The 20,387-nt window shown below is 66.1% G+C and carries 24 protein-coding genes; 16 read left to right on the top strand and 8 right to left on the bottom strand.

Annotated elements, in window-relative coordinates; translation table 11 throughout:
* The first annotated feature begins 148 nt into the window (after positions 1 to 148).
* The gene (locus AC2T4A_RS17970; protein WP_486741412.1) at positions 149 to 772 is read left to right on the top strand and encodes a cell wall hydrolase; all 624 of its coding nucleotides are present in this window, start codon (positions 149 to 151) and stop codon (positions 770 to 772) included.
* A 7-nt stretch (positions 773 to 779) separates the two neighbouring features.
* Here AC2T4A_RS17970 and AC2T4A_RS17965 read toward each other — a convergent pair whose 3' ends face one another.
* A complete protein-coding gene (locus tag AC2T4A_RS17965) occupies positions 780 to 1,301 on the bottom strand; it encodes an RrF2 family transcriptional regulator (protein ID WP_486741411.1) in 522 nt (173 codons plus the stop codon).
* 324 nt (positions 1,302 to 1,625) lie between these two features.
* On the opposite strand from AC2T4A_RS17965, the gene AC2T4A_RS17960 reads away from it, so the two are divergent.
* From AC2T4A_RS17960 to AC2T4A_RS17940, 5 genes are all read left to right on the top strand, one after another.
* A complete protein-coding gene (locus tag AC2T4A_RS17960) occupies positions 1,626 to 2,828 on the top strand; it encodes an NAD(P)/FAD-dependent oxidoreductase (protein ID WP_416749391.1) in 1,203 nt (400 codons plus the stop codon).
* Positions 2,829 to 3,094: 266 nt separating this feature from the next.
* On the top strand, positions 3,095 to 4,117 hold the full coding sequence (locus AC2T4A_RS17955) for a DNA topoisomerase IB (RefSeq protein WP_486741410.1): 1,023 nt from the start codon (positions 3,095 to 3,097) through the stop codon (positions 4,115 to 4,117).
* Between the two features lie 104 nt (positions 4,118 to 4,221).
* Positions 4,222 to 4,920, top strand: a complete 699-nt coding sequence (locus AC2T4A_RS17950; protein ID WP_486741409.1) for an AzlC family ABC transporter permease — start codon at positions 4,222 to 4,224, stop codon at positions 4,918 to 4,920.
* Positions 4,917 to 5,231: an AzlD domain-containing protein gene (locus AC2T4A_RS17945; RefSeq protein ID WP_478378751.1), complete on the top strand. Its 315-nt coding sequence runs from the start codon at positions 4,917 to 4,919 to the stop codon at positions 5,229 to 5,231. The genes AC2T4A_RS17950 and AC2T4A_RS17945 overlap by 4 nt, the downstream gene beginning before the upstream one ends.
* An 87-nt stretch (positions 5,232 to 5,318) precedes the next feature.
* A complete protein-coding gene (locus AC2T4A_RS17940; RefSeq protein WP_486741408.1) occupies positions 5,319 to 5,792 on the top strand; it encodes a hypothetical protein in 474 nt (157 codons plus the stop codon).
* 12 nt (positions 5,793 to 5,804) lie between these two features.
* Here AC2T4A_RS17940 and AC2T4A_RS17935 read toward each other — a convergent pair whose 3' ends face one another.
* Positions 5,805 to 6,464, bottom strand: coding sequence for a TetR/AcrR family transcriptional regulator (locus AC2T4A_RS17935; RefSeq protein WP_486741407.1), 660 nt, complete (start codon positions 6,462 to 6,464; stop codon positions 5,805 to 5,807).
* Positions 6,465 to 6,581: 117 nt separating this feature from the next.
* On the opposite strand from AC2T4A_RS17935, the gene AC2T4A_RS17930 reads away from it, so the two are divergent.
* The 6 genes from AC2T4A_RS17930 to AC2T4A_RS17905 all read left to right on the top strand — a co-directional run bounded on the left by AC2T4A_RS17930 (position 6,582) and on the right by AC2T4A_RS17905 (position 11,723).
* Positions 6,582 to 6,917, top strand: a complete 336-nt coding sequence (locus tag AC2T4A_RS17930) for a hypothetical protein (RefSeq protein ID WP_416749378.1) — start codon at positions 6,582 to 6,584, stop codon at positions 6,915 to 6,917.
* A 74-nt stretch (positions 6,918 to 6,991) separates the two neighbouring features.
* On the top strand, positions 6,992 to 7,657 hold the full coding sequence (locus tag AC2T4A_RS17925) for a M24 family metallopeptidase (RefSeq protein WP_486741406.1): 666 nt from the start codon (positions 6,992 to 6,994) through the stop codon (positions 7,655 to 7,657).
* Between the two features lie 15 nt (positions 7,658 to 7,672).
* Entirely contained in the window at positions 7,673 to 8,014 is a 342-nt protein-coding gene (locus AC2T4A_RS17920; protein ID WP_416749374.1) for a gamma-glutamylcyclotransferase family protein, read from the top strand.
* A 285-nt stretch (positions 8,015 to 8,299) separates the two neighbouring features.
* Positions 8,300 to 8,506: a hypothetical protein gene (locus tag AC2T4A_RS17915; protein WP_486741405.1), complete on the top strand. Its 207-nt coding sequence runs from the start codon at positions 8,300 to 8,302 to the stop codon at positions 8,504 to 8,506.
* A gap of 415 nt (positions 8,507 to 8,921) precedes the next feature.
* Positions 8,922 to 10,427: an APC family permease gene (locus AC2T4A_RS17910; RefSeq protein ID WP_486741404.1), complete on the top strand. Its 1,506-nt coding sequence runs from the start codon at positions 8,922 to 8,924 to the stop codon at positions 10,425 to 10,427.
* A gap of 114 nt (positions 10,428 to 10,541) precedes the next feature.
* Positions 10,542 to 11,723, top strand: a complete 1,182-nt coding sequence (locus tag AC2T4A_RS17905) for an iron-containing alcohol dehydrogenase (protein ID WP_486741403.1) — start codon at positions 10,542 to 10,544, stop codon at positions 11,721 to 11,723.
* 3 nt (positions 11,724 to 11,726) lie between these two features.
* Here the strand turns inward: AC2T4A_RS17905 and AC2T4A_RS17900 are convergent, their stop codons facing one another.
* Positions 11,727 to 12,626, bottom strand: a complete 900-nt coding sequence (locus tag AC2T4A_RS17900) for a LysR family transcriptional regulator (RefSeq protein WP_416749366.1) — start codon at positions 12,624 to 12,626, stop codon at positions 11,727 to 11,729.
* Positions 12,627 to 12,769: 143 nt separating this feature from the next.
* Here AC2T4A_RS17900 and AC2T4A_RS17895 point away from each other — a divergent pair, with 143 nt between their 5' ends.
* Positions 12,770 to 13,255, top strand: coding sequence for a GFA family protein (locus tag AC2T4A_RS17895; RefSeq protein ID WP_486741402.1), 486 nt, complete (start codon positions 12,770 to 12,772; stop codon positions 13,253 to 13,255).
* Between the two features lie 3 nt (positions 13,256 to 13,258).
* On the opposite strand, the gene AC2T4A_RS17890 is transcribed toward AC2T4A_RS17895, so the two are convergent.
* Positions 13,259 to 13,474 carry a DUF1127 domain-containing protein gene (locus tag AC2T4A_RS17890; protein ID WP_486741401.1) on the bottom strand — a complete coding sequence of 72 codons (216 nt, stop codon included), beginning with the start codon at positions 13,472 to 13,474 and terminating at the stop codon, positions 13,259 to 13,261.
* A 107-nt stretch (positions 13,475 to 13,581) separates the two neighbouring features.
* Here AC2T4A_RS17890 and AC2T4A_RS17885 point away from each other — a divergent pair, with 107 nt between their 5' ends.
* Entirely contained in the window at positions 13,582 to 15,090 is a 1,509-nt protein-coding gene (locus tag AC2T4A_RS17885; RefSeq protein WP_486741400.1) for a winged helix-turn-helix domain-containing tetratricopeptide repeat protein, read from the top strand.
* Positions 15,091 to 15,131: 41 nt separating this feature from the next.
* Here AC2T4A_RS17885 and dmpG read toward each other — a convergent pair whose 3' ends face one another.
* From dmpG to AC2T4A_RS17865, 4 genes are read right to left on the bottom strand one after another with little or no spacing between them, the layout of a single operon-like run.
* Positions 15,132 to 16,166 carry a 4-hydroxy-2-oxovalerate aldolase gene (gene dmpG / locus AC2T4A_RS17880; RefSeq protein WP_325438151.1) on the bottom strand — a complete coding sequence of 345 codons (1,035 nt, stop codon included), beginning with the start codon at positions 16,164 to 16,166 and terminating at the stop codon, positions 15,132 to 15,134.
* An 11-nt stretch (positions 16,167 to 16,177) separates the two neighbouring features.
* Entirely contained in the window at positions 16,178 to 17,086 is a 909-nt protein-coding gene (locus tag AC2T4A_RS17875; RefSeq protein ID WP_486741398.1) for an acetaldehyde dehydrogenase (acetylating), read from the bottom strand.
* Between the two features lie 9 nt (positions 17,087 to 17,095).
* Positions 17,096 to 17,887, bottom strand: coding sequence for a fumarylacetoacetate hydrolase family protein (locus AC2T4A_RS17870; RefSeq protein ID WP_416749355.1), 792 nt, complete (start codon positions 17,885 to 17,887; stop codon positions 17,096 to 17,098).
* Positions 17,884 to 18,711, bottom strand: coding sequence for an alpha/beta fold hydrolase (locus AC2T4A_RS17865; protein WP_486741397.1), 828 nt, complete (start codon positions 18,709 to 18,711; stop codon positions 17,884 to 17,886). Before AC2T4A_RS17865 ends, AC2T4A_RS17870 begins: the two co-directional genes overlap by 4 nt.
* Positions 18,712 to 19,017: 306 nt before the next feature.
* Here AC2T4A_RS17865 and AC2T4A_RS17860 point away from each other — a divergent pair, with 306 nt between their 5' ends.
* A complete protein-coding gene (locus AC2T4A_RS17860) occupies positions 19,018 to 19,788 on the top strand; it encodes an SDR family oxidoreductase (RefSeq protein ID WP_478378739.1) in 771 nt (256 codons plus the stop codon).
* A 4-nt stretch (positions 19,789 to 19,792) separates the two neighbouring features.
* Complete coding sequence (locus tag AC2T4A_RS17855; protein ID WP_486741396.1) at positions 19,793 to 20,266, top strand: SRPBCC family protein; 474 nt, start codon at positions 19,793 to 19,795, stop codon at positions 20,264 to 20,266.
* Positions 20,267 to 20,387 lie beyond the last annotated feature (121 nt).

The raw sequence follows: 20,387 nt of genomic DNA, 5'->3' as shown, positions 1-20,387 counted from the left end.
CTGCGCCAGGTACAGTCACAACGTCCAGGCGCAGTCGCCTCGCCTTCTTTCACTGAATCAGGGGCGGCCTGAAGGGCGTCGTTGCAGGGTTCGCAGATTGAACTCAAGCAACGGCAAGGCTGATTCTGCTGCGCAGGTAGGTTCGATCATGTGCCGCCTTTTTATTCCGCTCTTGCTGCTCGCGCTGTTGGCATCCCATTGCTCCGCTGCGCCCATCGGCACCTCGACCGACCAAAAGGCCCAGGCCGCGGAGCACAAAGCCGAAGTGCTGGAGCAGCAGGTCGCCCACCCGGCCACAGCAGTGGCCAGCCCGGCGCCCATCACCCAATCCGAGGTCAAGGCGCTGGATCCGGCGGGCAAGGCGCCACTGGACGACGCCCTCACCGGCCTGTCGCGGACCATCTACTGGGAAGCCAAGGGCGGCGGCAAGGCGGATATGGAGGCGGTGGCCAATGTAGTGCTCAACCGCATGGGCCACGGCGGCTTCCCCGACACCGTGTGCGGTGTGGTCAAGCAGGGGCAGGAACAGAAGCACTGCCAGTTTTCCTGGTGGTGCGACGGCCGCTCCGACCAGGTGGAAGAAAAGAACCGCTACGACATCGCCAAGGAAATCGCCCGCCGGGCATTGAACCAGCAGTTGAACGACCGCACGCGCGGCGCCATGTACTTCCACGATCGCCACGCCTCGCCGTCCTGGGCGAAGCAATACATCCGCACGGCCGAGACCGACGAGTTCGTCTTCTACAAGCCGCGCGGCGGTGATGCGCGCTAGGGTTCTTTCAGTTGGCGGCGCTGGAACCGTCGCGCTGGGCGTCCATCCAGCGCACCAGGGCCTCGCCGAACTCCGGCGGTGCCTTGCGCCCGACGCGGCGCGCGAGGTCGAGCACGGTGTGCTGGGCCAGGGCTTCTTCCATGCGTTTCTGCGCCGTGAGCATGACCGCGTGGATCGAGCAGGTGCCGCAGGTCGCCCACTCCGGCGGCGATCCGTCGAACACCGCGCAGCGGCCACGGATATCGCGGCATTCGAAAATCTGCTTGTCGCCGTCGATGGCCTTGACGATATCCAACACGGTGATTTCGTCCGCCGGCCGCGCCAGACGGAACCCACCGCGCACGCCTTCGGTAGCAGCCACGAGACCGGCCTTGGCCAGCTTGGTGAAAACCTTGGCAAGCAGTTCCTGGGGCACACCCTGCAGCTCCGCCAGCGCACGCACGCTGGAGTCGCGACTGTCGCCCTTCTCGTCTGTCAGGAAGAGCAGGCAGTGAATGCCGTACTCCACCCCCGCGCTGTACAAAGCCATCACAAACTCCGCCTAGATTAGTCGCATTATTTTCCGACCACACCGGGTATCCGGCAAGCACTTAAGCACGCCTCCTGACGAGCTGTCACCCACGACACGGGCTCCCCTGCACTTCCTGGTACTTTCCACATAAATAGAAGCAGCGGCGCGTCCCCCAGCGCAGCCGTGACGAACGGTCGGAGTTTGAGGCAAAAATCGGTTGCGCCAGACAACTACGACCAATATAGTCGCAGTTATCCGAGGCGAGCCGGGAAGCGAACCGCTCCGATGTCAGGCACTCGGGAACCCAACAACCTGGATTCATCCTTTTCGTCGGAGAGCACCATGAAACAACGCATCCTGATCGTCGGCACCGGTTTCGCTGGTATGTGGAGTGCCCTGAGCGCCACCCGTCTGCTCGATATGCACCAGCGCGGCGACGTTGAAGTCGCAGTGCTCGCGCCCCAGGCCGAACTGCGCATCCGCCCGCGCTTCTACGAGCCGAACGTGCACCAGATGGCCGCTCCGCTGGGCGATCTGTTCGGCGCAGTGGGCGTGACCTTCATCCAGGGCACCGTCGAACAGATCGACGTCGACGGCCGCCAACTGGATTACCGCGACGCCAGCGGCGCGATTGCCACCCTGGGCTTCGACCGCCTGATCCTCGCCAGCGGCAGCAAGGTCGCCCGCCCCGCCCTGCCAGGCATCGAACACGCCTTCGACGTGGATGACATCGACCAGGCCGTTCGGCTCGAGAAGCACATCCGCGCGCTGCCCCGGCTGCCGGCGTCAGAAGCACGCAACACCGTAGTCGTCGCCGGCGGCGGATTCACCGGGATCGAGACCGCCACCGAAATGCCGGCGCGCCTGCGTGAAGTGCTGGGCGCGGATGCTCAGGTGCGGGTGATCGTGATCGATCGCGGCGCCGAAATCGGCGGTGCGCTCGGCGTGACCTCGCAGTCCGTGGTGGCCGAAGCCTCCGCCGAACTGGGCGTGGAATGGCGCCTGAAGTCGTCGGTGGAATCCATCGACGAGAACGGTGTGACGCTCTCCAGCGGCGAGCGCATCGACGCGAAGACCGTGATCTGGACCGCCGGCGTACGCGCCAGCTCGCTGACCGAACAGGTTGCCGGCGAGCGCGACCGCCAGGGCCGCCTGCACGTAGACCGCAATCTCCAGGTGATCGGCCAGGACGTGGTGTTCGCTACCGGCGACGTCGCCTACGCCGCGGTGGACGACGCCGGCAACTACGCGCTGATGACCTGCCAGCACGCCATCGCGCTGGGCCGTTCGGCCGGCAACAACGCCGCCGCCGACCTGCTGGGCGTGGCGCCCATCCCCTATAGCCAGCCCAAGTACGTGACTTGCCTGGACCTGGGCGCCTGGGGTGCGCTGTTTACCGAAGGCTGGGATCGCCAGGTGCGCTTCCAGCGCGAGGAAGGCAAGAAGATCAAGACCGAGATCAACACCGTGTGGATCTACCCGCCGGCCGCCGATCGCGCCACCGCGCTGGCGGCGGCCGACCCGATGATTCCGGTCGTGGCCTGATGGGTTGAGCAGAGCCCCGGTTGGCGCAAGCCTTCCGGGGCTTTTCATAAGCGTGCGCTATCTGCACGCCGATACAAGCAACGAGCGTAGGAGCGGACTCTGTCCGCGATCGGTTACCGGCGACTCCGACGTTGGGCGGTTCGCGAGCAAGCTCGCTCCTACAGGTATCGGCGTCGCTGAGACTGGCCGTTACGCGGCAGGTGAAAAAAACGGCACTCCGCAGGCCCTTCCGCGATCCATTACGGAAGAGTCTTCGAGGAGCCGCCATGAGCACACCGCCGGAGCTGCTGGAGCTTCCCCCCGACCTGCACTACGTCGACGACAGCCTGCCAGGCATCAGCCGACGCCGCCTGCGTGGGCGCTTCGTCTACTTCGATCCGGGCGGCGAGCGCATCCGCGTGGAAGCGGAGATCGAGCGCATCAATCGCCTGGCGATTCCGCCGGCGTACATCGATGTGTGGATCTGCATCGACCCGCTGGGCCACCTGCAGGCCACCGGGCGCGATGTGCGCGGACGCAAGCAGTACCGCTACCACCCGCGCTGGACCGAGGTGCGCGACTGCGCCAAGTACGAGCGTCTGCTGCGTTTCGGACAGCGCCTGCCAGCCTTGCGCAGGCACATCGAACAGGACCTGGCCCTACCGGGCCTGGGCGCGGAAAAGGTCATGGCGACCGTAGTCGCCTTGCTGGACCGCACCCTGATCCGCATCGGCAACCAGCGCTACCGCAAGGAAAACCGCTCCTTCGGCCTGACCACCCTGAACAATCGCCATGTCGAGGTACAGGGCACGCGCATCCGCTTCGCCTTTCGCGGCAAGAGCGGCGTGAAGCACAGCGTGGACATCGAGCACCCGCGCCTGGCGCGCATTCTCCGGCGCTGCCTGGAATTGCCCGGCCAGCAGCTGTTCCAGTACCTGGATGAAGACCGCCAGCGGCACATGATCGACTCCCGCGACATCAACGCCTACCTGCGCGAGCACGCCGGCGAGGAGTTCACGGCCAAGGACTACCGCACCTGGGCCGGCACCACCCTGGCCCTGGAGCACTGCCGCAAGACCCGCTGGGTAGACGGGAAAAGCGCTAGCCGTCAGCTCAAGGAAATCATCCAGCAGGTAGCCGACGAGCTGGGCAATACCCCGGCGATCTGCCGCAAATGCTACGTGCACCCGCGGGTGATCGAGGCCTTCCTCGCCGGGGAGCTCGACGGGCTGCGCAAGGCGCGCAAACGGCAGAACCTGAGCGCCGAGGAAGCCACGCTGCTGGCGTTCCTGTCCCGTCCCCCACCATGAGATGCGCCGCGGGCACGCAACTTCAATGACAGCAAGATTGTTCAAGCCAGGCCCTGCCGGTTTCTGCCACGCTGAAGGCACTTACCTGCCTGCAAGAAACGTTCATGTCCCACGATCAGCTTCCCTCACGCGCTTTCCTCAGGGGCGCCATCGACATCATGCCGCTGTCGCTGGCGGTCCTGCCCTGGGGCCTGCTCGCCGGCTCCCTGGCCATCGACGCCGGGCTGTCGCCGCTGCACGGCCAGGGCCTGTCCGCCATCGTCTTCGCCGGTGCGGCGCAACTGGTGGCCATCGGCATGCTCAAGGGCGGCGCCGGGTTCTTCTCGATCATGATCACCACGCTGCTGCTCACCTCCCAGCATCTGCTCTACGGGATGACCATGCGCCCGGTGATCTCCGGCCTGCCGGGGCGCTGGCGCGCGGGGCTGGGCTTCCTGCTCACCGACGAGCTGTTCGCCCTCACCAGCGGCCATGACCGCGAAACCTTCAACCGCTGGTACGCACTGGGCGTCGGTCTGACGTTCTACATCGCCTGGAACCTCTTCACCCTCGCCGGCGTGCTGGTGGGCACCAGCATTCCCGGGCTGGAACACCTGGGGCTGGACTTCTCCATCGCCGCTACCTTCGTCGCCCTGATCGTGCCGGTGGTGAAGAACATCCCGACGGTGGTCTGCGTCGCTGTCTCGCTATTTTGCTCAGTGCTGCTCAGCTACTGGCAGGTCGGTTCGGCGCTGGTGCTTTCCGGGCTTGCGGGAATGTTCGCCGGTTTCCTCTGCCAGAAATTCTCGGGGGTGCGCGCATGATGGTCTGGGCAGTGATTTTCGGCATGGGCCTGATCGTGTTCTTCAACCGCTATGTATTCCTCGAACCGCGCCTGCCAATCCGCCTGAGCAGCAACGTTCGGCAGTTCCTCGGCTTCGCCGTTCCGGGCATGCTCACCGCGATCTGCGGCCCCATCGTGTTCCTGCCCGAACACCAGCTGAACCTGCGCCTGGACAACCCCTACCTGCTCGGCGCCGTCGTCGCGGTTGCGCTGGTGCTGTGGACGCGCAACGTACTGCTCAGTGTGCTCCTCAGCATGGGGGCGTTCTATCTGCTGCGCTGGTGGTTGTAGCGCTGGCACTTCCTTCAAATGAATGATGAGTGGCTTCGGTGGCGGAGCTAGGCTGAGCGGGGGGCCACTCTTGCCGGAGCACTCAACATGACCGTCGTCAATGGTAAAGATCTGCGCGCAGTCCAGCCCGGCGAAACCTTCGCCGAGGCACAAGTCCTCTACGGCCTGGGCTTCAGCCTGCAACCAAGGGAAGTGAAGGTCTTCAAACCTACCGGTGCTCCGGTGATCTTCTATGACGTATTCAAGGACGGCGAGCAGAATCGCTCCGGCATCGCCAGCCTCGTGCTGGAACCCGATGCCAGCCAGGTCCAGGACGTTGGCCACGCCTGCGCCAATCTGGCTGAAAGCTGCAAGGACCCTGAGCTGCTGGCACAGGTTGGCGAACTCCTCATCGCCCACGGCTACGAGCAGGGCTTGCCCAGTGTGCGCATCGTGGTCCCGGCCGCCGACGCCAAGTCCGTGGCCGCCTGCGAAGCACAGAACAACACTTGCCGACGCCAGCAGAACGAGTACGGCGGCCAGCAGTTCGCCTGCTTCGACTATCCGGCCAACGGCGACTGATCGCGCCGCGTATCAGCCCGGTGTCACGGTCGGCACTGCAGGCAATCGGTAGTACGCCAGCACCAGCTGCACCAGCGCTTCCTCGATGCCCTCACGCCGTCCCGGCGCCAGGGCATCGGGATCTTCCAGCAGGGCACGCAGCACACCGCCGACCGCGTGGGCGAGGACGAAGACCTCGGCCTCGGCGAGCTTACGCAGTTGCTGGTCGTGGCCGATCAGACCGTGGGTCACCAGGTGGGTCATGATGCTGCCGCGCAAGGCGGGCAGCGGGCTGCCGCCGCCACGGGTCATCAGGTAATGCATCAGCGCCTTGTGCGCGCCGGTGCGTCCGCCGTAGGCGCTGACGGCGGCGTGGATCACCGCGCGGATACGCTCGCCGGGCGTTTCCGGCGGGCGGCTGGTGAGCGCGCCCATGATGCCGCTGGCCAGCGCCGCCAGTTCGCGCCGGGCCAGTTCGTCGAGGATACGCTCCTTGTTGGGGAAGTACTGGTACAACGAGCCAACGCTGACCCCGGCCAGTTCCGCCACGTGGTTGGTGGTGAAACCTTCCAGGCCGTGACGTTCCAGGATGCGCCGGGACGCCTCCAATATGAGCTCAACTTTCTCCAGCGCCCGCGCCTGCCGTGGCAGACGACGGTTATCTGGCTGATTTTCCGCTGTTTTTCGGTTCACCTGGGGCCACCGGGAAAGCGAGTACAGCAAACACCGCGTCCTTCCTATCATGGCAGCCACAACGAAGCCGGCAAGGCGAGCGGATGAACCGCAGCGGCCGGCCCGGGAGAACCTGCCATGAGCCACAAGAGCCATACCGCCCAACTGGACGACGACATCTGCGTGCATATCTTCGCCGCGTCCGGCGCCATGGTCGGCGTGTGCCTGACCGTGGTCGGCATCCTGCGCATCATCGTTGGTCAGCACCGCGTCGACCTGATCGGCCAGGACATGCTCGCGGTGAACACGGTGATCTACCTGGCCACCACCCTCGCCGCCTACTTCGGCCTGCGCACCCGCAAGGTGCAGCGCAATCACCGTCTGGAACGCGTCGCCGACACCCTGTTCCTGGTGGGGCTGAGCATCACCACCCTGACGACCGCCTTCATCGCCTGCGCGATGTCCTGCTGCTGAGCCAACGATTGAATTTCCCTACCGCTATGTAGAAATATATATGGCGATAAGGTTGTCGCTCAGAGAGAAGAAAAATGAACACCGCCGTGTACGCCAAGGAAGCCGTCGGCGCGAATTACGCGCTGGAATCGATGCAATACGCCCAGGCCCGCACCTGGGAAGCCGTGGACGCCATTGCCGCCGCGATCCTCCCCGGCATGACCGAACTGGAGGCCGTCGCCATCGGCAAGCAGGTGCTCGCCGACCTGGGCATGGAGCGCATCTGGCACCCGCTGCTGATCCGCTTCGGCGCCAACACCCTGAAGACCTTCAAGCAGCGCTCCGAGGGCAACCCGGTGCTGGGCGAGAACGACATCTTCTTCATCGACATGGGCGTGGTCTGGCGCGGCCACGAGGGCGACGCGGGGGCCACCTTCGTCACCGGAGATGACCCGGAAATGGCTGCCTGCGCCGCGGCGGCGAAAACGCTGTTCGAACACGTCGAGGCGCGCTGGCGCGAGACCGGCTGCAGCGGCGTCGAGCTCTACGACTTCGCCCACCAGCAGGCCGAGGCCATGGGCTGGAAGCTGAATCTGGATATCAAGGGCCATCGGGTCAGCGACTTTCCCCACGCCATCTACCGCGCAGGCGACCTGGGCGACTATGCCGAGCATCCCCATGGCGGCCTGTGGATCCTGGAAATCCAGCTCGCCCACCCGAACAAAGCCTATGGCGCCTTCTACGAAGACCTGCTGGCCTGACCCGGAGCCCCCGCGATGAGTGAAAACGTACTGCTGTTCTCCTACGGCACCCTGCAGGACAAGGCCGTGCAACTGGCCAGCTTCGGCCGCGAGCTGCACGGCCGCGCCGACGCGCTGGTAGCCTTTCGTACCGACTGGGTGGAAATCACCGATCCGGCGGTGCTCGCCACCAGTGGCAAGACCCATCACCCCATCGTCCAGTACAGCGGCGTGGAGGCGGACCGGGTACCGGGGACGGTGTTCGAGATCACCCAGCAGGAACTGCTGGCGGCGGACGCCTATGAGGTTTCCGATTACCAGCGGATCAATGTCCAGTTGCAGTCCGGCCTTGAGGCATGGGTCTACGTAAAGGCCTGAGGGTGTTCGTCGCACTCGTTAGGCGCGATGCATGGATTCATTAGCCTGGCTTCAGGGTTGGCTGATCGACAACCACCGAGGGGCTGCCAAGGCTCCTCCTCGAACCTACGAATACCAAGGCTTACAGGCCAATCTCCGACTCGGCGGGGCTTGGCCTGCAGTGAGCCCGCCAAGCGATTCGATCATTCCCAGCAGTTTTCCTCATGGGTTGCCCTGGCGACGCGCCAGTAGACTGCGACCACTCGCGAGCACCATCCCAATAGACTCATTACCGAGAATCCCCTCATGAAACTGCTCACTGCCAGCGTCCTGACCCTCGCCGCCCTGCTCGCCAGCCAGGCTTCCATGGCCGAAGAGTCGCCCCTGATGACCAACCGCCTGACCGAAGCCAACTACCAGGCTCTGCGCACCAGGACCGATGCCGAACAGCAGACCGCACAGAACGCCCAGCCGGACGCCGAGAAAAAGGCCGGGCAGGACAAGCACTGCTGATACCGATCCACACCGGGAACGCACCGCCGTTCCCGGGACAACATCGTTGTTTTGCGCAGGAGCGAGCTTGCTCGCGAACCCGCATCCTGCCGCCCGCCCCAAGTGTGTGCCCGCCTTCTTCGCGAGCAAGCTCGCTCCTACTGATTGGCTCTCCCACAACGCCTGACCCTGGCATCATTGCGCCCTTCGCAGCACAAACATCAGCCGTACCTGATGTCAGCCCAATCAAATATGAATTTTTCCTGATGCGGCAGCCCCCTACTCTGGCCACGCGCTGCATTGACAGCGCCAGCTACTCAGCCGTCCTTTAGAGACGCGGGTTCTCGATAACAACTCCAACTGCCCCGAGGATCTCCCATGCGCCCCGTCATGCCTGGCCGTGAATCCCACTTTTCCCTGAACACCGGAGGCCGGCATGTCTGACCTTCGTACCGCTGCCAGCCAAGGCAGCAACGGCGACGAAAGCCTGCTCGCCAGCCATGGCTACCGCCAGGAACTGGACCGCGGGCTGAACCTGTGGTCGTCCTTCTCCGTCGGCTTCGCCACCATTTCCCCGGTTGTCGGCATCTACTCGGTGATGTCCCTGGGCGCCATGAGCGTCGGTCCATCTTGGGTGTGGGTGGTGCCGCTGTGCCTGCTGCTGCAACTCACCGTGGCGCTGGTGTACGCCGAACTGTCCTCGCAGTTCCCGCTGGCCGGCGGCTGCTATCAGTGGGTGCGCCGGCTGATCGGCGACCGTGCGGCCTGGTTCACCGGCTTCCTCTACCTCGCCTCCGCCCTCGCCTCGCTGACCACCGTCGCCTATCTGGGCGGTTTCTGGCTCGGACTGCTGGTGACCGGCGAGCCGCCATCGGCCAACGCTCAGGTGCTCTGTGGCGCGGCACTGCTGGCCCTGGGGCTGGGAGTGAACCTGCTCGGTATCAACCCGCTGAAGTACTTCGTCAATGCCGGCATCTTCGCCGAGGCCATCGCCTCCATCGGCATCGGTGTGCTGTTGCTGCTGTTCTTCCGCAACCACTCCTTCGAGATGCTGTTCAGCAGCCTCAATGCCCTGGAGGTCTCCGGCGGTACCTACTGGTCAGGCTTCCTCACCGCGCTGGCCGTGGGCGGCTGGGCCTTCCTCGGCTTCGACGCCTGCTCGCAGATTTCCGAGGAAACCACCGACGCCCGCGTCTCCACACCCCGCGCCATCCTGCGTTCGATGCTGGTGGTCGGGCTGACCGTGATGCTCACCGCCTTCGCCGTCACCCTGTCATTCAAGGACCCGGCCGCCGTGGTCAGCGGGCAGATCATCGACCCGGTGACCCCGGCCGTGGTGGACGCCTTTGGCGCCTGGGCCGAGCGGCCGTTCGTGGCCATTGTGCTGGTCGCCTTCATCGCCTGCGTGGTCTCGGTGCAGACCTACATCGGCCGCGCCATCTTCGGCATGGCGCGCGATGAAATCCTCCCCGGCTCAGCCCTGCTGCGCCGCGTGGACAAACGCAAGGTGCCGATGGCGGCGATGGTCTGCAGCACCCTGTTGGCCAGCCTGGGCCTCGCGCTGGGGCTGAACGCCACGGCAGTCGGCACGCTGATCGCCTTCGGCAGCGGCGGATTCTTCTTCGTCTTCCTGATCGTCGCCGCCAGCGCGCTGTATGCCCGCCTGAGCGGCCGCTGGGACCCGGACAAGGGTGCACTGAAGCTTGGCCGCAAGGGCCTGCTGGTCAACGTCATCGCGGTGGTCTGGCTGGTGTTCGAGGCAATCAACGTGGCCTGGCCGCGGGAAATGCTTGCCCCGCCCGGCGCGCCCTGGTTCCAGGTCTGGGCGGTGATCGTGGTGTTCTCCGTCCTCGCCCTGTTCGGCCTGGCCTACCTGTTCATCGCCAAGCCGCACCGCCGCATCGCCACCAGCCTGAGCTTCGCCGGCCGCGCGGTCGGCTGAGCGGTCAGCTGAATTCCCGGCGCCGGCCTGCCCGACGCCTCATTTCCCACGCCTCCCGCCGCTGGCTTGCACAAGCCGGCACGGGCAGGTCATGCCTGAAATCCGGAGCTTGTCATGTCCACCCTGAACTACTGGAACTACCCCACGGAAATCCTCTGCGGTGTTGGTGCACTCGACCAACTGGCCGACCGCTGCCGCCTTGCCGGCATGCGCAAGCCATTGCTGGTCACCGACCCGGGCATGCTCGAACTGCCGCCGCTGCACGAAGTACGCCGCCGCCTGGAAGCCGCCGGCATCGACTACGCACTATTCCACGGTTTCTCCAGCAACCCTGCACTGGAGGAAGTCACCGCCGGCGCCGGTGCTCTGGCCGAAGGCGGCCACGATTCGCTGATCGCCCTGGGCGGCGGCAGCGCGCTGGATGCCGCGAAGGGCATCGCCCTGCTCAGCCGTGATGCGAACGGCCTGCAGCATTTCGAATGGTCGCAGCTGATCGAGCGTTACCCGACCCTGGGCGACCATCCTGACCTCGGCCTGCCGCCACTGATCGCCATTCCCACCACCGCCGGCACCGGCTCCGAGCTGGGCCGCGAGGCGGTACTGACCGATACGGCGCGCGGCATCAAGATCGTCGTCGGCCATCGCGAGCTGCTGGCCCGCTCGGTGATCCTCGACCCGGCGCTGACCGTCGGCCTGCCGAAGTCGCTCACCGCCGCCACCGGCATGGACGCCCTGACCCATCACCTGGAATCGCTGTTCTCGCCGCTCTACCACCCGATGTCCGCCGGCGTCGCCATTGAAGGCGTGCGCCTGGTGAAGGAGCACCTGCAACGCGCCGTGCACAACGGCACCGACCTGGCTGCCCGCGAAGGCATGCTGGTGGCCTCCGCCAGCGCCGCCGTGGCGTTCCAGAAAGGACTGGGCGGCGTGCATGCGCTGGCCCACCCGCTGGGCGCGAAACACCACAAGCACCACGGCCTGCTCAACGCGGTTCTGCTGCCTTACCTGCTGGTGGCCAACCGCACCGCCATCGAAGCCGACGCCACGCGTCTCGCCCGTTACCTGGAGCTGCCGGAAGCGAGCTTCGACGGCCTGCTCGGCTGGGTGCTGGAGTTGCGTTCGGCGGTGGGCATTCCCCACACGCTCAAGGAGCTGGGCCTCAATGGCGAGGATGCGCAATGGGTCGGAGAACAGGCGGTGGCGGACATCTCCTCCTCCGAGACCAACGCCCTGCCGCTACAAGCCGAGGACTACTCGCGCATCTACATCAACGCAGTCAACGGCGTGCTCGCCTGAGGACTAGCCGAGGCCGTGCACGCTCAGCAGGTCTTCGATGAAGGCACGGGCGGCCTCGCTGCGCGGCCGCCCGGCGTAGGTGATCATACTGTGGGTCACCTCGTAGCAGAGCTTTTCCGGTAGCAGCGGCTTCATCCGCCCGCGCTCGACCCAGATGTTCGCATAATGGGTCGGCAGATAGCCCAGGTGCGTACCGGCCAGCACCGAATGCGCCACCGCCTCCATGTGATGTGCGGTGGCGCTGCTGCGCTCGGGGCGGAACGGCAGCTCCTGGTCCGCCGGCAGGAAGCCATGGCGCACCCAGTTGTAGTCGGCGATCTGCTTGAGCGTCGGCTTGCGCGCCGTGAACAGCGGGTGGCGCTCGCCGCAGAACACGCCGATCTCCTCGGTATACAGCGGCAGGTAATCCAGCGTCGGCCGCGTGCGGCTGAAGTAGGAGATCGCCAGGTCCAGCTGACCGTCGATCACCGCCAGCTCGAGCTCCGTGGGCGAGTTCACGTAGAGGTTCAGCTGCACGTCCTGCTCGCGGCTGTGGAAGGCCGCCAGGGTCTCGTCGAAGCGCGCCTGCGGCAGGGTCGTGACGTTGTCCGCCAGCCCCAGGTACAGCTCACCGACGAGTTGCCCGGACAATGCCTGGGCCTGGTCGCGGAACAGGCCGATGGCGTCGAACATCGCCTGGGACGCTTCGAGAATCCGCTGACCTTTCGCGGTCAGGCGGAAGCCGCCCTTGCCGCGTTCGCACAAACGGTAGCCCAGGCGCTTTTCCAGGCTGCCGATGTGCATGCTGATATTCGACTGGCTCATGTTCAACTCGGCCTGCGCCGCGGTGAAGCCGCCGCACTTCACCACGGAGGCGAAGATGCGCAGCAGGCGCAGATCGAGGTCGGTGAAATTCCTGAGCATGGGCAGAGTCCGGCGCTGGGCGGGCGGCTAGTCTACTGCACAGGGCACGGCCAGTCCCGCTGGTGCGATCCGATGGAATCCCCGGCGCGCCCGCGAGTCCCTGCTCAGGTATCCCCCATGGCCCGCCAGCAAGGAGAGAAGCCATGCTGCTCGAAGGTTCCTGCCACTGCGGCGCCGTGCATTTCAGCCTGCACAGCGCCCATCCCTACCCCTACCAGCGCTGCTACTGCTCGATCTGCCGCAAGACCCAGGGCGGTGGCGGCTACGCGATCAACCTCGGCGGCGACGCCGCCAGCCTCAAGGTGCGCGGACGCAAGCACATCAGCATCTACCACGCGAAAATCCGCGAAGAAGACCAGCGTACCCGCACCAGCGGCGCCGAGCGGCACTTCTGCAGCCAGTGCGGCAGCGGGCTGTGGCTTTACGATGCACGCTGGCCGGAGCTGATCCACCCTTTTGCCTCGGCCATCGACACGCCCTTGCCGGTTCCGCCCGAGCATACGCATCTGCTGCTGCGCTCAAAGGCAGATTGGGTCGAGGTGCAGGCCGGACCGCACGACCTGCAATTCGATGACTACCCGCAGGAGTCCATCGCCCAATGGCACCAGCGCCTCGGCCTGGAAAAGTGAGCGTCAGGCGCGCCAGAACGGCTTGGCGATCTCCATGGCTACCTGGCAGCGGGTCAGGCCGATGTCCTCGACCAGGTGCGGATTGGCGCGGGCCATGCTGGCAAGCTGGCGACGAACCCGGGTTCGTGCCCGCCAGAGCGCGAGCAGTCCCAGCAAGGCCGGCAGGCTGAACGGCCTGCATGACGCTTCCGACAGCAGCAGGCGGGGAGTATCGTTCATGGCAACCTCCATTCGACTCGTGCCTCATGGGGCCGAGCATGGCGGTCGCTCACAGCGCCGTCCTCAAGCGGCGCCAAACACTTCCAAAAACTTGCAAAGGGGGCGTCATGCTGCAATCGCGTCTGGCTTTCGGCCCCTTCGTGCTCGATGGCCCTACCGGCATTCTCAAGCGCGACGAGGAGCCCGTCGCCATCGGTTTTCGCGCACTGAACCTGCTGCAGACGCTGCTGGAGCGGCCCGGTGAAATCCGCACCAAAGCCGAACTGATGGATGCCACCTGGCCGGGCCTGGTGGTCGAGGAAGGCAACCTCACGGTGCAGATCGCCCAGTTGCGCAAGGTGCTCGGCGAAACGCCGGACGGCACCCCGTGGATCACCACCGTGCCTCGCATCGGCTACCGCTTCAGCGGCGCCGTTCAGCGCCTGGCCGACGCGACGCGCGTGACTCCCGCTCTACCGGAAGAGCCCTCGATCGCCGTGCTGCCCTTCGTCAACCTCGGCGACGACCCGCAGCAGGCCGTCTTCGCCGACGGCCTCAGCGAAGACCTGACCACGGAGCTGTCGCGCGTCGGCGGGCTGTTTGTCATCGCCCGCACCTCAGCCTTCGCCTACAAGGGCAAGGCCATGGATGTACGCGAGATCGCCCGCGAGCTGGGCGTACGCTATCTCCTCGAAGGCAGCGCCCGGCGTGCCGATGCGCGCGTGCGGATCAACGCCCAGCTGGTGGACGCCAGTACTGGCGAACATGTCTGGGCCGAACGATTCGAGAGCCGCATGGAAGACCTCTTCGACCTGCAGGACCAGGTCACCGGGCAGATCGTCCAGGCCCTGCTCGGCCACCTGCGTACACCACTGCCGCGCAACCGGCCGAAGAACCTGGAAGCCTATGAACTCTGCGTACGCGCCCGCCAGTTGATGGACGATTCGCCGCTGGCCGCGCGCGAAGCGCACCTGATGCTGAGCCGAGCCATCGCCCTCGACCCGCAGTACGCCGAGGCGCGGCGCTGGCTGGCGATGAACCACTGGATGGGCTGGATACACAGCGGCGGCCCGACCGCGCTGGAGCGCGAAACCGCCGTGGCACAGGCGCGCGAAGCGGTGAGCATCGACCCCAACGATTCGGGCTGTCGCTGGAGCCTGGCGTACCTGCTGACCTACGAGCGCCAGTACAGCGAAGCCGACGCGCAGTTCCAGCAGGCAATCGAGCTGGACCCCAACGACGCCGACGCCTGGACGGCGCTGTCCGACGTCATGGTGCTGGCCGGGCGCACCGACGAAGGCCTGGCGCACATCCGCCGGGCCTTTCGCCTCAACCCCTTCCCCGCTGGCTGGTACTACCTGACGCTGGGCCAGGCGCAGTACGCGGCGCGCGATTATCTGGGCGCGATCCAGACCCTGCGCCGCGACGAAACCTACCGCAGCAGCTCGCGGCGCTTCCTCGCCGCCAGCCTTGCCCAGTTGGGCCGGCTGGACGAAGCCCGCGCGGAAACCGAGTTCTTCCTGGTCACCAACCCGAACTTCACCATCAGCCACTGGGTAGAGACCGAGCCGCTGCGCGATGCAGCCGTGCGCGAACACTTCGTCGAAGGCTTCCGCAAGGCCGGCCTGCCCGACTGAGCACGCGCCAGCCGCCCTCACGGCAGCCGGCGCGGCTCGCCTCAGGTCGGCAGTAGCCCGGCCTTTGCCGCCATGGTCAGGGCCAGGTCCTCGATCATGTCTTCCTGGCCGCCCACGGTGCCACGTCGCCCCAGTTCCACCAGCAGGTCACGGGCGGAGATGGCATAACGGGCCTCGGCGCGCTTGGCGAACAGCAGGAAGGAGCTGTACACGCCGGCGTAACCCAGGGTCAGCGCGTCGCGATCGAGGCGGATCGGCTGGTCCATCATCGGCACCACACGGTCCTCGGCGACATCCATGATGCCGTAGAGGTCGACCCCGCAATCCACCCCCATGCGTTTGAGCACGGCGACGAAGACTTCCAGCGGCGTATTGCCGGCGCCCGCGCCCAGACCGGCCACCGAGCCATCGATGCGCGCGGCACCGGCCTCGATGGCAGCCAGGGAGTTGGCGATGGCCATGCCCAGGTTGTGGTGGCCGTGGAAACCGACTTCGGTCTGCGGCTTCAGCTCGGCGCGCAGCAGGCCGATCTTCTGGCTGACCTCGGCGGGCAGCATGTAGCCGGCCGAGTCGGTGCAGTAGATGCAGTTGGCGCCGAAGCTTTCCATCAACCGCGCCTGCTCCAGCAGCTGCTCGGCGCTGACCATGTGCGCCATCATCAGGAAGCCCACGGTATCCAGGCCCATCTCGCGTGACATGCCGATGTGCTGCTCGGAGACGTCCGCTTCGGTGCAATGGGTCGCCACACGGATGGTGGAGACGCCACAGCCGTGGGCCATCTTCAGGTGCTCGACGGTGCCGATGCCCGGCAGCAGCAGCGCCGAGACCTTGGCCTGCTTGAGCCTGGGAATCACCGCCTCGAAATACTCGCGGTCGGTGTGGGCCGGGAAGCCGTAGTTCACCGAGGCGCCGCCCAGGCCGTCGCCATGGGTGATTTCGATCAGCGGCACGCCGGCCTCGTCCAGGCCGGTGGCCACGGACACCATCTGCTCCAGGCTGATCTGGTGGCGCTTGGCATGCATGCCGTCGCGCAGGCTCATGTCGTGCAGGCGGACCTTCTTACCTTGCAGGTTCATGGTCATTCTCCTTAGCGGGCCGGCAATTGCAGGGCGCCCTGGTGGGCTTGTTCGGCGAACATCTCGGCGGTGCGCAAGCCGGCGGCGGTCATGATGTCGAGGTTGCCGGCGGACTTGGGCAGGTAATCGCCCAGGCCCTCCACTTCCAGGTACACCGAGACGCGGTTGCCCTCGAACACCGGGCCGTTGATCAGCTTGTAGCCCGGCACGTAGCGCTGCACCTCGCGGATCATCTCGTGCACCGAGGCGCGGATGGCGCCCTGGTCCGGCGTGCCAGCCGTCAGGCAGTGGATGGTGTCGCGCATCATCAGCGGCGGCTCGGCCGGGTTGATCACGATGATCGCCTTGCCCTGCTTCGCCCCGCCGACCTGTTCGATGGCGCCTGACGTGGTGCGGGTGAACTCGTCGATGTTCTTGCGCGTACCCGGCCCCACCGAACGGGACGACACGGTAGCGACGATCTCGGCATAGTCCACCGGCTGTACCCGCGAGACCGCCGCCACCATCGGGATGGTGGCCTGGCCGCCGCAGGTGACCATGTTGACGTTCATCGCCAGGTTGCCGGCGTGCTCGGCGAGGTTCACCGGCGGCACGCAGAATGGGCCGATGGCGGCCGGCGTCAGGTCGACCATGATCACGCCCAGCGCGTTGAGCTTGCGGCTGTTCTCGGCGTGCACATAGGCGGAAGTGGCATCGAAGGCGATGCGGATGTCGTCGTCCAGCACGTGCGGCAGCAGGCCGTCGACGCCGTCGGCAGTGGTCTTCAGGCCGAATTCACGGGCGCGCGCCAGGCCGTCGGAAGATGGGTCGACGCCGACCATCCAGACCGGTTCGATCCAGTCGGAGCGGCGCATCTTCATCAGCAGGTCGGTGCCGATGTTGCCGGGGCCGATAATCGCGGCCCGTAGTTTCTTGCTCATGGGTGACTCCTATGCACGGAAGGACACCTGGGCGCTACCCAGGCCGTCGATGTCCAGTTCGAAACGGTCGCCCGCCTTGGCCGGCTCCAGCGGCACCAGCGATCCGGAAAGGATGATTTCGCCGGCCTTGAAGGGGATGCCGAAGGCGCCCAGGGTGTTGGCCAGCCAGGCCACGGCGGTGAGCGGGTTGCCCTGTACCGCCGAGCCCAGGCCCTCGCTGATCTGCACGCCGTTCTTGCGCACGCGCATGCGCAGGTTGGGCAGGTCCAGCTCACGCGGATCACGCTCCACCTCGCCGAGCACGAACACGCCGCAGGAGGCGTTGTCGGCCACGGTGTCCTGGATGCGGATCTTCCAGTCGTGGATGCGCGAATCGACGATCTCGAAGCAGGCCATCACGCATTCGGTGGCCTCCAGCACGTCGGCCTCGGTGACGCCCGGCCCCTTGAGGTCGCGCTTGAGGCGGAAGGCAATCTCACCCTCGGCGCGCGGCTGGATCAGGCGGTTCTCCGACAGCGAAAGGTCGGCGCCGTTGGCGAACCACATCCTGCGGGTGATGAAGCCGAAGTCCGGTTGGTGCACGTTGAGCATGCGCTGCACGGCCTCGGAGGTGACGCCGATCTTCTTGCCGACCAGTTCGTCGCCGTCGGCCAGGCGCCGTTGCAGCATGTGCTGGGAGATGCGGTAGGCGTCCTCGATGCCAATCTGTGCCCAGCGCTCGGTCAGCGGCGCCAGGGTGCGGCCCTCGACCAGGGCGGCGTAGAGTTCGTCGGCATGCTGCCGCTGGAGAGCCTCGCTCATGCCGCGGTCTCCTCGAGGAAGGCCTGCACTTCGCGATTGAACAGCGCGCGGTGCTCGACCATCACCCAGTGCCCGCACTCGCTGAGCAGCACGAAGCGGATGTTGCGGCAGGCGTCCATCAGGGTCTGCGCGCCGCTGGCGGGGCAGAACTTGTCGTTCATGCCCCAGAAGCCAAGGATCGGGCAGGACAGTTCGGCCACGCGCCCGGCCAGGTTCGGCACCTGCATGCGGGTCAGCACGCAGCGCGGCTGTTCCAGCACCACGGCGACGCGCTCGTTGACCGTCTCGTCGCTGATCTGCGCGGGATCGAAGAGCTGCAGCGAGAGCAGGCGGCGCATGCCGTCGGCATCGTTCAGCTCGCCGTTGGCGAAGGCGGCGCCCATTTTCTGGATGCCTTCCATCTGCAGGTAGTACTGCTCCTTCTCCATCAACCCGCCGGGCGCCATCAGCACCAGGCGCGCAATGCGTTGCGGCTGGTCGAGGGCCATCTTGATGGCGATGGCGCCGCCCAGGGAGTTGCCCACCAGGGTGCAGCGGGCAATGCCCAGCGCGTCGAGCAGGCCGAACAGGGCATCGACGAAGAAGTCCAGGGTGTAGTCGGTTTCTGGCTTGTCACTGGCGCCGTAGCCGGGCAGGTCCGGCACCAGCACGCGGTGGCCGGCGGTAGCGAACTCCGGGTAGTTCAGCTTGAAGTTGCTGTGGCCGCTGGCGCCGGGGCCGCTGCCATGGATGAACAGCACGGCATCGCCGCTGCCGCTGTCCAGGTAATGCAATCGGAGTCCGTCGTTGAGGGTGACGAAGTGTCCTTGCGGCAAGGCGGCCATGGCATCGCTCCAGGGAGGGGAATGTGCCGGGATTATTTCGGCGCCTGGCCGGGCGACACATCGTCCGAGAGGACTACGGGTCGCGCCGGAGCATTTCGTAGGAGCGAGGGGGACGCCTAGTTCTTGCTCGCGAACAGCTGTTCCCGGCAGCTCCGGCGCTGGACGGGTTCGCGAGCAAGCTCGCTCCTACAAAAGAGCCGACCCGTACATGTGCTGGATATTGTCCGCTCTCCCCTAGTCCCTTCGGACGTGGGCGCCAGAGACCGGCGCGCCTAGGCTGGAAGCCTTCCCCATCGAGGAGCAGACATGACGAGAGCAATGGATTTCAGCGGCCAGGTGGTGCTGGTCACTGGCGGCGGCAAGGGTGTGGGCCGGGGCATCAGCCAGCGTTTCCTGGAACAGGGTGCCGAGGTGGTGATCTGTGGACGTGAAGCGCCCGAACAGCCGCCCAATCATGACGGGCGCGAGGCCTGGTTCATCCCCTGTGATGTGCGTGACCTCGAACAGTTGCAGGCGCTGATGAGCGCCATCGACGAGCGCCACGGCCGGCTCGACGTGCTGGTCAACAACGCCGGCGGCGCGCCCCACGCCGACGCCGCCGACGCCTCGCCGCGTTTCTCCGAAGCCATTGTCCGGCTCAACCTGCTGGCGCCGCTGAACCTCTGTCAGCTGGCCAATCAGCGCATGCAGCAGCAGGCCGACGGCGGCTCGATCATCAACATCTGCAGCGTCAGCGCTACCCGCCCATCTCCCGGCACTGCCGCTTATGGCGCGGCCAAGGCAGGGCTGCTCAACCTGGGTCGCTCGCTGGCAGTGGAATGGGCACCGAAGGTCCGGGTGAACGCAGTGATCGGCGGGCTGATCCGCACCGAGCAAAGCCACCTGCATTACGGCAACGAAGACGGCCTGCAACGGGTAGCCGCCACGGTTCCGCTGGGACGCCTCGCCGAGCCGGGTGATATCGGCGATGCCTGCCTGTATCTTGCTTCCCCGTTGGCCGCCTATGTCAGTGGCGCCGAAATTGCCTTGCACGGCGGCGGCGAACGCCCCGCCTTCCTCGACGCGGCACAGGGATGACGCCATGCTCAGCGCCCGACACGAATTGATCATCGACCTGCCCCACGATGCCGCCTGGGCGCGCCTGCGCGACCTGAGCCTGGCACCACACTACGTGCCGGGCCTGACCGGCTGCGACTTCCACCCCGGCCCGCGTGAAGGTCTCGGCGCCAGCCGCCGGGTGCACATGAAACGCGGTTTCCTCGATGAAAGCGTGGTCGACTGGCGCGAAAGCCAGGGCCTGGAGCTGCGCCTGCACCGCGCCGAGCAGGGACCGCCCTTCCCGTTCCGCCAGGCCAGTTTCCGCTATGCGTTGCAACCCTCGGATGGCGGGCGTACGCGCTTGAGCCTCAGCCTGGACGGAGACCTGCGTGGCGGTCGCCTGGGCGAATGGTTGCTGGCCGCCGCGTTGCGTCGAACCGTGGCGAAGATCGCGGTGAACCTCAAGGCCTTCTACGAAACCGGCAAGACGCAGAACGCCGACTTCACCGGCAGATAACCGCCCTCTGTAGGAGCGAGCTTGCTCGCGAACCTGGGCCCCGCAGCGGAGTCTGTTCGCGAGCAAGCTCGCTCCTACGAAGAGCCTCACCGCACGCCACGCTAGTCGCCTGCCTCACTCC

The organism is Pseudomonas sp. PVC-3-1, assembly GCF_057444315.1.
The sequence above is the reverse complement of the archived record's forward strand: the minus strand, read 5'-3'. Positions and strand labels throughout refer to the sequence as shown.